Below are 12,024 nucleotides of genomic sequence, written 5' to 3' on the forward strand. Positions count from 1 at the left end.
TTTCCTCAATTCTTTTAACCTTAATAACTATATCATATAAGTAAGAAAATTGCTATATAAATGGCAAATTATGCCTTAAAAAAGAAAAAAATCCTACTTAAGGATTCATTTCATCAAAAAACCGTTAACTTCTGTTTGGATTCCGCTTTTTACGCACACAATTTTCACCTTCACAAAACTCTGTTTGGTTCAAAGAAATAAATGTTTGATTGACTGCGTTTATAATATCATGTTCACTTTGAAGACCTTTAAGTTTAACTTCACCATTGATTCTTAAAAATGGGAGTTCAAAAATGCCTTTGAGTTGCGCATTTTCACGGTTAGATATCACTTGAGAGTCATAAAGATTTGATGATAAGACTTCATCAATATCTTTTTCATCTAAGCCAGCTTCTAAACTAATTTGCTTTAAAATATGATGTTCACTTAAGTCTAAGTGATCTTCATAGATTGACTTAAATACAAGTTGATTAAATACTCTTGAGCGTTTTTCTTTTTTGGCTAGATGTGCCATTCGATGCACATCATGGATTTTAAATAAACTAATATCGATTTGATTTTTATCTAAAAATGTTTTTACTTCATCTTTACACATTTGTTTATACGTCGCAACAAAATCTACAAACGGTGTTGTTACATCAAACTCATCAGCCATTACCATTTCATAGCTGCGATAGATGATTTCTAAATCTTTGATGTCATAGTGTTTAATTAAGTGTTCAATGGTTTTATGTTGTAAATAACATTTAGGACACAAGTAGTCCAACCAAAATTCTATCTTCATGTTTTCATCCCCTTAACAAGCTTATTTTAACAGCATATCTTTTGTTTCTCAAGCATGATGCACAATCTGTTCATCAATAACCGTCATTTCAACTAAATCTTCAAAAAATGACTGTTCATCCATTGATAATATGTCTTTTTTTAGTACAGTAAAATCTGCAATAAATCCTTTCCTAAGTAAGCCTCTGTTGGTTTTATACGTAGGCACATTAGCATATGTTGTATAAAGCTTTAATGCATCAAATCTAGAAATACATTCTTCTTTTTGATAAACGATACCATCTTTTTTTCTATAAATGAGTTGATACATCCCAAGTAATGGATTCGGTATTTCTACAGGTGCGTCACTCGAACCACATTGAACTAAGTTGTGATTCATATATGTTTTAAACGGATAGATATACTCAGGCTCTTTTGAAAACAAGTTTAAAATCGATGGTAAATCACTAGATATAAATTGTGGTTGTATGTCCAAAATTATTGGCATACCTTCCATCATTTTAATGGTTTTATGATCGGCTAAAGAAGCATGGATGATACGATCATGAAGACCTTGATGAGGTGGATAAGCTTTAAGCGTTTCTACAACTTCTCTTAAGCCTAAGTCTCCAATCACATGAATTGCTAAAGGTAGTTTATTTTTTCTGACTTTTTTCACAAGTGTTATCAGCTCATCTTGTTTAAAAATACGTAAACCTTGATGTGATAATCCTTGATATGGATGATGTAATAACGCTGTTTTTGAAGAAAAAGTTCCATCATAAAAAATTTTAACTGCGCCAAGTTGAAGGTACTTGTTTTGATCTAAAAATGGGTGATTTGATTTCATATAATCATCTAGTATCTGATGATGCATGAGTAGATGTGCTCTAAATGGTACTTCAGCTAAGACTTCATGATAAGCACTTAGTGTATCATGATATCCATTAAAATAATATAAATCATCTGAATGGCCACCCGTTACACCAAATGACTGGAGTGAATCAATCGAATGTTTAATCATAGCTTTTATGGTCTCATGATCATATACTTCATATGTTTTATTAACTTTTTGTGCATCTTCTTCAGTTAAGAACCCCGTTTCACTTAAAAGGTTTACCTGCTCTAAGACATAGCTATTTACTGTAAGAGAGTGATAATCATTGTGTTTTAAAATGATTGGTTTATCATAAGCAATCCTATCAAGATCTTGTTTTGTTATACCGATATCAAAATAACCTTCATAAAAGGTAAATCCTTGGCTAACATAAGTTTTAATATAATCTATGATCTCTTGTTTATTTCTAATCAGTGTTAAATCTTTTTTTGATAGTTTTTGACCATATCCCACAATATGAAGGTGTGCATCAACAAACCCCGGATATAAATGATGTCCTTTTAAATCGATCACTTGATCAAAGTTAAGATGGTCAATCTCATCATCAAATCCAATAATATGTCCTTGATCGGTTGCCATTTGATAATGAACTTCATGTTCGTTTTTTAGTGTATGTAAAATTCCATTTTTCCACAAAATCATAAAATCCACGTCCTTAAAAAAAGTTCTACCATGATTTTATCATGATAGAACGTCTTTATCTATAAAAATGTTTTCGATATCCTCAAAACTAAACCCTTTTTGATAAAGTTTTTGTTTAAGCATGCTCTTTAACTCGTATCCATGCTTTTTATCTTTGTATTTAACATACAGTTTATCGAAAGTTTTCGATAATAAAGCTTGATCATCACCTTGATAAAGGTGGCTTTTTGAAAATACAATGGGTTCAATCACTTCTCTGTCAAAACCTTTAGTCATAAAGTGAATCTTCGTTGATTGAAGAGCTTGTTTCTTAGTTTTATGCTTAAAACTATTTAGCTTTTTAGGTATTAATTCATTTAAGATTACTGACTGATTGATTTGCTGAACATACCGATCAATTGTTTCTTTAGAAACACCTTTTTGTTCAAGTTTAGAAGAAATCAGTTTTGGTCCTTCTTGAAACTTTTTAAGTTCAATATATGTCTTAACATAATCCATATCATTGATATATCTTCGATCAACGAAAAACTTCATAACTTCTTTTAAAATATGGTTTGGACATCCTTTTTCATCTAAGTATGTTTTAAGTTCATGATAGGTTTGCATCTTCTTGAGCCTTAAAGCTCCAAGTTTTGTATAATGAAGTTTATGATTTTCATCCATCATCATTTTAAACTGCTTATCGTCTAACGATTCACCTGGCTTTAAATGATATTTGAAAAATATGTCTAGCTCAATATCAATCACTTCTTGATGATCAAATGATACTTTATATCCTGATTTTAGTTTTTTAACATCAGTGACTGTTTTCATACTAAATCATTCCTAAAAGTGTTTGTAGTTGCACATCTTCAGCTAAATCACTTTGATAAACTTTAAGCAAATCATGCATGACTCTTGCTGTTTCTAAATCAAGTTTTGCTGTTTCAGTTATATTTTGTTCTTGCTGAAACATGAGTATATAATCTTTTGTCACTTGATCAAAATAACCATCTTCTCTGATTTTTGATGCACCTTCTAACTCAAAGTATGCATTTAAGAACTGTTGGAACTCGATAAGTGATAAACTCACATCGTCAAGTTCTAATACTTCTTCGAAAAACAAGAAAGGAATTGCATGAAATCCTTTTTGATCAATAAGGTTGACATTTAGTGGGACCTCACCAATTTTTTTGTCACCATCATAAACCCAGTTACCTTCAGTATAAGTTAAGTAATAGCTTATAGCATCAATGGTTGTAAGCAATGTTGTGTTTTGATAAACGTCTTTTCCAAAAGTGTAATGACCATAAAGCTCATATCCACCATTTATGCTTAATGCGGCAGCTAATACCTCAGCAGCTGATGCTGAGTTTTCATTCACTAAAACTTTAATATCATATGCTTTAGGCGATTGTAATCCGCCTAGATAATCTGTTTTTATACCATTTGCGTTAATCATTGAAAATAATGGTCTTTCAACATCTCTTATTAAAAGTTGTTGCGTGATTCCTGGAATGAGTCCTGATTGATTTTCATTATGAAGTGCAGTTAGTGCTCCACCAGGGTTATTTCTTAAATCTATAATGAGTGTATCTGTTTCATCAATCAATACATTTTCCTCTAAAGTATTTAATGTATCATTAAAAACCTTAGCAGTGCCTTCACTCACATCTTTAATGTATGAAGTGAACTCTCTAATGTTAATGTATCCTATATCATCACTGATTTCTTGTCCATGAGCTGTTGGTGTTAAAATTTCCTCATAGGTAATCTCAACATTTCTTTCTACACCAAGTGGATCGATGACAATCAATGTTTTAACTTCACCTAAACTACCAGCTAAAAATGATGTTGGTAAAATATTAGGTTGTAGTGTATCAAAATATAGCTTCTCATTATTTTGCATAACACCAACAATCATATCATTTGGATATAATTTTTGATAACTTGGTCCTTCATATACGACTTCTAAAACTCTGAGCAGAGGATTAAGCTGCTCTATAGTTACCCCGATACCTACATAACTTTCCGCATTGGTAGGTGCAAGATTAACAGGTTGTGCAGAAAGTCTTGTATATGGGTCGTTATTAGACTCAGCATAAGACGCAACAATGGACTCCAACTGCGCAATAAATGCAGCATCTTTTTCTGCATCCGTTAAATCGTATAAATAATATCTTTCTAACGCCTCTGTAATCTCAGCGTATACATCAACAAACGGTTCAGGTTCATTGTTCTCAAAAAATGTTTGTACTTGAAAGCCTGCAAAAAATGCTAATAATACACCTAGTAAAAATATCCAACCTATTCTTTTTGTTTCCATGTTTGACTCCCCTTACTAAAACCATAACCTGTGGCTTCATGTGTTCTTGTTACAAACGTAAATGCTTGTGGATCTATCTCTTTAATCATCAATCTAAATGTATATAACTGTAATCGATCGATGGTACATACAATCATTTCTTTTTCTTTATTTGAGTAACCACCGATCACTCTAATTTTAGTGATGCCTCGATCAAGTCTCTCATAGATTTTGTTTTGCATATCTTTAGTTTTATCAGTTAAGATAAAGAATGTATATCCAGCAATACCTTCTAAAGACATTTTATCAATAATAATCCCACTTAAGATCATTGCACCAAATGCGTATAATCCTGCTTGAAAATCAACGAATAATGCAATCGTAATGATCGTTCCATCGATGATATATAAAGCCCAGGTAAATGGAATATGTAAAAACTTATGCATCATATTTTGGACAATATCAATACCACCTGTTGTCGCATTGTTTCTAATGACCATACCTAATCCAACGCCAACAAAGAGTGCACCAAATAAAGCAGAAACCATATAAGGACTTTCATTCATATATTTCATAAAGAAATCAGAAGGTACTGTTTTTTCTAAAATGAAAATAATCGCTGGTGAAAGTAAAGTTGCATAAACAGTTTTTAGGAAAAAAGATTTTCCTAAGAAAATTAACCCTACCATCAGTAATATTGCGTTAGCAATAAAGATAAACGTAGAAACTTCGATCACATTTTGAACCAATACCGAAATCCCCATCACTCCACCAATCACTAAGTTTTGTGGTAATAAGAAAAAATAGAAACCTAAAGACAGTAATGTTACGCCTCCCGTGATTTCTAAAATTTCTATAAGTTTAGCTTTATTCACTAGCATCACCCGCTTTTAAATAAGCATTGATAAATCCATCAATATCGCCATCCATGACTAAATCAATATTACCAACTTCATAACTCGTTCTATGGTCTTTAACCATTTGATATGGATGAAATACGTATGATCTAATTTGTGATCCCCATGCGATATCTTTTTGTTCACCTTTAATATTTTTTAAAGCTTCTTCTTGTTTTTTAACTTCTTCTTGAACAAGTTTTGCTTTTAAATAACTCATTGCTTTTTCTTTATTTTTAATTTGACTTCTTTCATTTTGACATGTTACCACAATATTTGTCGGTAAGTGTGTAATTCTTACAGCTGAATCTGTAGTGTTTACCGATTGTCCACCCGCACCACTACTTCTATACACATCAATCTTAAGATCATCATCTTTTATGTCGATTTCGATTTCATCATTAATTTCCGGCATCACGTCGATTGAAGCAAAACTTGTATGACGTCTAGCATTTGAGTCAAATGGTGATATTCTTACCAAACGGTGAACACCACGTTCAGCTTTTAAGTAACCATAAGCATAGGGGCCTTTAAGTAACATAGTAACTGATTTAATACCAGCTTCATCACCTGATTGATAATCAAGGACTTCAATCTTATATTTTTTTCTTTGACCATATCTTGTATATAATCGGTAGAGCATATCAGCCCAATCTTGAGATTCTGTGCCACCAGCACCTGGGTGAATTTCAATGATAGCGTTTAAATCATCATATGGTCCATTTAATATAGTTTCTAACTCGAAAGCTTTGATTTCATCATTTAAAGCGTGGATATCAGTTTCTAATATCGTCCATTCTTCAGTTTGTTCTTCAGATATTTCTGCCCATTCGATCAAATTTTTTAGCTTTTGCTTGAGTTGATTTAAACGATCTACTTTTGACCGAATCAAATTCGCTTCTTTAGTAACCTTTTTCGCTTCATTCGTATTATTCCAGAAGTCAGGTTCTTGCATTTTTATATTGAGTTCTTGATATGTTTTCTCTAGTTTTTCGGGTTGAATTGCACGCTTAAAATCATCAATTGATGTTTTAAACTCTGCAATAATCTTGTTGACATCATAACGTTCCATGCTGACCTCCTATCTCCAAGGTAAGTTTCTTTGTCCTCGGTTTTTTCTTACTTTAGGTTTTTTTGGTTTGTTATCTTCTACACCTTGATTGGTTTGAGTATTTTTAACAACTGCTTCACGCTCTTGATCATACTTGATTTGAGCTCTAATTGCATAACGTGTCACATCTTTAGAAATGTTTGAAACCATCTCATTAAACATACGTAAACCTTCTTTTTGATAAATTGTAAGAGGTTGTTGTTGTCCATATGCTTGTAGTGACACACCTTGTCTAAGCTCACTCATCGCATCAATATGTCTCATCCAGTATGTATCGATCACGCGTAACATAACGACTTTTAAAAATTCATTGAATATTTCTGGTGGGAAGTTATTTTTCTTTTCATCTAAAGCTTTCACACCTAAATCAACGATAAAATCTGTAATCGCATCAGCATCTAGTGATTCGATATCTTCTTTTTTAATCGTATCTTGATAGAAAATATTGCCATTAAAATGAGTTAATAATGGATCAATATCTACTTTATATTCATTTTTACCTTCTAAATGAACAAACTGATTCACTTGACCAGTTAATGAATTGATGATAGTTTGTCTGACTTGTGGTTCAATAGACTCTAACAATAACACATCTCTTCTATTTTGATAGATAATTTCTCTTTGCTTACGAAGGACATCATCATATTTAAGAACTGTCTTTCTAGAATCATAGTTATTGCCTTCAATACGTTTTTGTGCACTGGTCACAAATCTAGAAAATAACTTAGATGATAAAGGCTCACCTGTTGTGTTCATACGCTCTAACATCTCAATTCGACGTTTAAAAGATTCTCCACCAAATCGCATCATGAGTTCGTCTTCAGCAGACAAATAGAATCTAGAGTATCCTGGATCACCTTGACGACCACTACGACCTCTTAACTGATTATCAATACGTCTTGATTCATGTCTTTCACTACCGATGACTGCTAAACCACCAAGTTCTACTACACCTTCACCAAGTTTAATATCTGTACCACGACCAGCCATGTTGGTTGCAATCGTTACAGATCCTTTTAAACCAGCTTTCGCTACAATTTCAGCTTCTCTAGCATGGTTTTTAGCATTGAGTACTTCATGTGGGATACGTCTTGCTTTTAGCATGCGTGATAAATCTTCTGAAGTTTCAACTGCAATCGTACCAATTAATATAGGTTGTCCCATTTTATATCTATGTTCTACTTCATTCACTAAAGCTTCGAACTTTTCTTTTAAAGTTGCATAAATATAATCTGGTTCATCTTTTCTAATCACTGGAGCGTTGGTTGGAACTTCAATAACGTCCATGTTATAAATATCTCTAAATTCTTCTTCTTCAGTTTTAGCAGTACCAGTCATACCTGAAAGTTTTTTATACATTCTAAAGAAGTTTTGATAAGTAATGGTTGCAACAGTGGTTGTTTCTCTTTTCACTTGTACATTTTCTTTTGCTTCTAACGCTTGGTGAAGCCCTTCAGAAAATTGACGACCACGTAAAATACGACCAGTAAATTGATCAACAATTAAGACTTCGCCATCTTGTACAACATATTCTTTATCTCTAGCCATAATATAATTCGCACGAAGCGCGTTATTGATATGATGTACTAAAGATACGTGTTTTAAGTCATATAAGTTTTCAATTTGAAAAATACGTTCAGCTTTTTCAATACCAGTTTTGGTTAATGCAATACTCTTAGATTCAATCTCAATTTCAAAATCTTCGTCACGAATCGATTTTGCAAAACGATCAGCAGCTTGATATAAATTTTGATTATTTTTTGATCCACCAGAAATAATGAGCGGCGTTCTCGCTTCATCAATTAAAATGGAGTCAACCTCATCGATAATGGCATAATTTAAACCGCGTCTAGCGACCATATCTTTAGCATATAAAACCATGTGATCTCTTAAATAATCAAATCCTAATTCTGAGTTTGTTGAATATAAGATATCACAATCATATGCTTCCTTTTTTTGCTCTCTTGTTAAATCTCTTAAGTTTAGACCAACTGTTAAGCCTAAAAAACGAAACAAATCGCCGATGTCTCCTTCGACTTCACGTCTCGCTAAATATTCATTGACTGTAACAATATGAACACCTTCACCATTAAGTGCACTTAAATATGCAGGCATAACAGCAGTTAAGGTTTTACCTTCACCAGTTTTCATTTCAGCAATATTACCACCGAATATAGCAATAGCTCCTAAAACTTGAACATAATATGGAAACAATTTAGTAACTCTTCTTGAAGCTTCTCTAACAACTGCGAATGCTTCTACCATTAAATCTTCTAAACTTTCTCCATTTTGAAATCTTTTTTTAAATTCATCAGTTTTATTTTTTAAATCACTATCTGATAATTGTTTTATTTCTGTTTCCAAAGCAAACACTTGATCGGCGATTTTTTTTGCGCGTTTAAGTTCTCTTTTGCTTGGATCAAACCATTTTCTAAGCATACATACACATCCTTTTCGTTCTCTATTATATTACTATAATAGAGCCAATTTTACAAGCGTAATGAGTCAATCCTTATATTTACCACAATTATGAAAAAGGGCGGTATAAAGCAAAAAAATAAAACGCTTGGCGTTTTATTTTAGAAATCAAAATTCACATCTGCACGCTTAGCAGCTTCTGCTTCAAAGAATGCACGTTTTTCAAAATGTTTCATGTTCGCAATAATGTTTGTTGGGAAGACCACAACTTTTTGATTATAGATGGAAACATTAGAATTGTAAACTCTTCTTGAAGCTTGTAAGTTTTCTTCAACTTCAACAGTTGCATTTTGTAGATTTGTTACACTTTCAGATGCTTTTAAATCTGGATATTGTTCTACAACAACGTTGATTGCTTGAAGTCCTCTTGTCACTTGGTCAGCGAATTCTTGTTTTTGTTCCATCGGTGCTGAATGAGCAGGTTGTCTCATAGCGATGACTTTTTGAAGTGTTTCTGCTTCATGTTTCATGTAACCTTTAGTTGCTTGAAACAATTTAGTTAACATATCAAAACGTTTTGTGAGCGCAATATCAATACTTGACTCTGATTCATCAATCTTGATGAGCATACGTCTAAATGAGTTAACAACTGAGATGTACCATACAAAGAATAAAAATAATACAACACCAACAATAATTAAAATTGTTACACCTGGACTTGGCATTTAAATCTCTCCTTCCTTCATGTTTATTTAAATTTGTTGCTATCTAATCTGAACTCATTAATTATTGCAGGAATGAGTTCAATATCTGACATAAATATACCTAATGTTTCTTCATTGATTGGAGTCTTTAATTTAAACTCTAAATAATTTTTTCGATCATTAACACCTATATGAAGTTCATTGTTCATAAAGCAATATAGAATCGATCCCCGATGAAGTTTTTCTAATTCTAAAAGTTTTTCGATCATAGATGAAGTAATTAAATAAAACCCAAACTCTTGCGACGTTGCAAAAATATCAAACTTTTTATTAAACTCAATACTTTCAGTATCAAATTTAATCAAGTTCTTTCGATTTACATAGCTTCCTCTACCTTCTACAACTTTTAACACTTGATCAAAATGCTTTTGAAATTTATAAATGTACCATCTGCCCTTAAAATAAGTTTCATATGATACATGAACATTACCATTTTTATCTCTATGTTCAACTCTTTGTTTCAAATCAACATCTGAAACCTCGAATCCAACACCTTTATATGAACCTTTGATATAATCTTCACCATAAAATCTATCTGGTCTTTTAATAGTCCCTGTAGCATTGATTCTTGATACAGGTATGGAAGATTTTGGATCATAAATGACATCTTCAAATTCTTCAGCTAGTAGCGCATAAATGAGTTCACGCTTAATAATTTTTCTATACTTAGCTGCTTCAGATGATGCCTTACCAAAAAAGAAAACAGCTACAATCAATACGATGACACCAAAAACAATTAAAATAGCTAATTCAGTGGCTACTCCTAATCCACCTAAAACAATTGCTGGAATTAATGTTAAAACCCCAATCATCATGTTCTTCTTATAATTTTTTTCTATCTCTAATCTTCTTTGTTCTATGCTTTGAAGTTTCTCATTCATTTATAATCACCGCTTCCATTTTATAATAATTTCTTGAATATTTCAATCTTATCTAAACTTTCCCATGAAAAGTCTTCGATGTTTCTTCCGAAATGGCCATATGCTGCGGTTTTTTTGTATATAGGTCTGTTCAGTTTTAAAGTCTTTATGATCCCTTTTGGAGTTAAATCAAAATGATTTAGAACTGCTTCATAGATTTTATCTAAGTCAACTTTCTCCGTGTCAAATGTATTAATCGCAACGCTCACTGGTTCTGATACACCAATCGCATATGCTAGTTGAATTTCACATTCGGTTGCAACACCACTAGCGACAATATTTTTAGCAATATATCTTGCCATGTATGCTGCACTTCTATCCACCTTGGTTGCATCTTTTCCTGAGAAAGCTCCACCACCATGTCTAGCATATCCACCATAAGTATCAACAATGATTTTTCTTCCTGTTAAACCAGCATCCCCGTGGGGTCCACCAATGATAAATCTTCCCGTTGGATTAATCTTATAAATGGTTTTAGATGTATCATAATCTTTTAAAACAGGTTTTATAACATGTTCTAACATGGCTTTATGTAGCTCTTCTTGAGTCCAAAACTCATCATGTTGAGTTGATAATACTACAGTATGAATATAATCGATTTGATGGTTTTTGTCATATGCTACAGTGACTTGAGTTTTTCCATCTGGACGAAGACCTTCAACAATATTTGTTTTTCTAACATAACTTAGTCGTTCTGCAAGTCTATGAGCAAGATATATAGGTAATGGTAAAAATGTGTCTGTGTCACTATTCGCATAGCCAAACATTAAACCTTGATCACCAGCACCTAAAGATTTGTTTTCATTCTTATTAACACCTAAAGCAATATCCGCTGATTGTTCTTTGATTTTTAAATCAATTTCGACAGTATCAACACTATATCCATATGCTTCTTTTGTATATCCAACATCCAAAATAGCTTGTTTTACGATTTGCTTATAATCTACTTTAGCTTTGGTTGTAATCTCACCAAATAACAAACAATAATGTGTAGTTACTGCTGTTTCTATCGCTACTCTTGATTCTGGATCTTGTTCTAAACATGCATCTAAAATAGAATCCGATATATAATCACTCAATTTATCTGGATGCCCTTCTGTTACTGATTCACTGCTAAATAATTTGTACATACATACACTCCTCGTATAATATGTAGTGTAGATTTAGGTTGATACCTTACTACATATCATTATTTATAAGTTTGAAGTCCTAGTGTTATAATTAAATCAAGATGTAACCAGAAGAATCTGCTTCCACTCCTTGCACATCATGGTGCTATTTAAGCGTGCAAACCTGCTTGATTGGCTTATCTGCTAACCGGTTGTTGTT

Annotated in this window: 10 protein-coding genes; all 10 read right to left on the reverse strand. The window is 32.4% G+C overall.

The genetic code is table 11. From position 1 onward, the window contains the following. Positions 1-124: 124 nt before the first annotated feature. Positions 125-784, reverse strand: a complete 660-nt coding sequence (locus BK011_03755) for a hypothetical protein (protein AUD64830.1) — start codon at positions 782-784, stop codon at positions 125-127. 48 nt (positions 785-832) lie between these two features. Next, the gene (locus BK011_03760) at positions 833-2,302 is read right to left on the reverse strand and encodes a hypothetical protein (protein ID AUD64831.1); all 1,470 of its coding nucleotides are present in this window, start codon (positions 2,300-2,302) and stop codon (positions 833-835) included. Positions 2,303-2,341: 39 nt separating this feature from the next. After that, positions 2,342-3,115 carry a hypothetical protein gene (locus BK011_03765; protein ID AUD64832.1) on the reverse strand — a complete coding sequence of 258 codons (774 nt, stop codon included), beginning with the start codon at positions 3,113-3,115 and terminating at the stop codon, positions 2,342-2,344. 1 nt (position 3,116) lies between these two features. Then, positions 3,117-4,607, reverse strand: a complete 1,491-nt coding sequence (locus tag BK011_03770) for a hypothetical protein (protein ID AUD64833.1) — start codon at positions 4,605-4,607, stop codon at positions 3,117-3,119. After that, positions 4,589-5,461 carry a hypothetical protein gene (locus tag BK011_03775; protein ID AUD64834.1) on the reverse strand — a complete coding sequence of 291 codons (873 nt, stop codon included), beginning with the start codon at positions 5,459-5,461 and terminating at the stop codon, positions 4,589-4,591. The genes BK011_03770 and BK011_03775 overlap by 19 nt, the downstream gene beginning before the upstream one ends. Next, positions 5,454-6,554 (reverse strand): peptide chain release factor 2, encoded by a 1,101-nt coding sequence (locus BK011_03780; protein AUD64835.1) that lies wholly within the window; start codon positions 6,552-6,554, stop codon positions 5,454-5,456. The genes BK011_03775 and BK011_03780 overlap by 8 nt, the downstream gene beginning before the upstream one ends. A gap of 9 nt (positions 6,555-6,563) precedes the next feature. Then, complete coding sequence (locus tag BK011_03785) at positions 6,564-9,032, reverse strand: preprotein translocase subunit SecA (protein AUD64836.1); 2,469 nt, start codon at positions 9,030-9,032, stop codon at positions 6,564-6,566. 140 nt (positions 9,033-9,172) lie between these two features. Then, the gene (locus BK011_03790; protein ID AUD64837.1) at positions 9,173-9,736 is read right to left on the reverse strand and encodes a hypothetical protein; all 564 of its coding nucleotides are present in this window, start codon (positions 9,734-9,736) and stop codon (positions 9,173-9,175) included. A gap of 23 nt (positions 9,737-9,759) precedes the next feature. After that, positions 9,760-10,656 (reverse strand): hypothetical protein, encoded by an 897-nt coding sequence (locus tag BK011_03795; protein AUD64838.1) that lies wholly within the window; start codon positions 10,654-10,656, stop codon positions 9,760-9,762. Positions 10,657-10,676: 20 nt separating this feature from the next. Continuing rightward, positions 10,677-11,825, reverse strand: coding sequence for a methionine adenosyltransferase (locus BK011_03800; protein AUD64839.1), 1,149 nt, complete (start codon positions 11,823-11,825; stop codon positions 10,677-10,679). Between the last annotated feature and the right edge of the window lie 199 nt (positions 11,826-12,024).

Source organism: Tenericutes bacterium MZ-XQ (assembly GCA_002838205.1).
GTDB lineage: Bacteria > Bacillota_I > Bacilli_A > Acholeplasmatales > Acholeplasmataceae > Mariniplasma.

Bases quoted from the DNA above. Each gene is read 5' to 3' on its own strand.
- BK011_03790 (AUD64837.1), bottom strand. From the start codon at position 9,736: ATGCCAAGTCCAGGTGTAACAATTTTAATTATTGTTGGTGTTGTATTA.
- BK011_03795 (AUD64838.1), bottom strand. From the start codon at position 10,656: ATGAATGAGAAACTTCAAAGCATAGAACAAAGAAGATTAGAGATAGAA.
- BK011_03800 (AUD64839.1), bottom strand. From the start codon at position 11,825: ATGTACAAATTATTTAGCAGTGAATCAGTAACAGAAGGGCATCCAGAT.
- BK011_03785 (AUD64836.1), bottom strand. From the start codon at position 9,032: ATGCTTAGAAAATGGTTTGATCCAAGCAAAAGAGAACTTAAACGCGCA.
- BK011_03770 (AUD64833.1), bottom strand. From the start codon at position 4,607: ATGGAAACAAAAAGAATAGGTTGGATATTTTTACTAGGTGTATTATTA.
- BK011_03765 (AUD64832.1), bottom strand. From the start codon at position 3,115: ATGAAAACAGTCACTGATGTTAAAAAACTAAAATCAGGATATAAAGTA.
- BK011_03780 (AUD64835.1), bottom strand. From the start codon at position 6,554: ATGGAACGTTATGATGTCAACAAGATTATTGCAGAGTTTAAAACATCA.
- BK011_03760 (AUD64831.1), bottom strand. From the start codon at position 2,302: ATGATTTTGTGGAAAAATGGAATTTTACATACACTAAAAAACGAACAT.
- BK011_03755 (AUD64830.1), bottom strand. From the start codon at position 784: ATGAAGATAGAATTTTGGTTGGACTACTTGTGTCCTAAATGTTATTTA.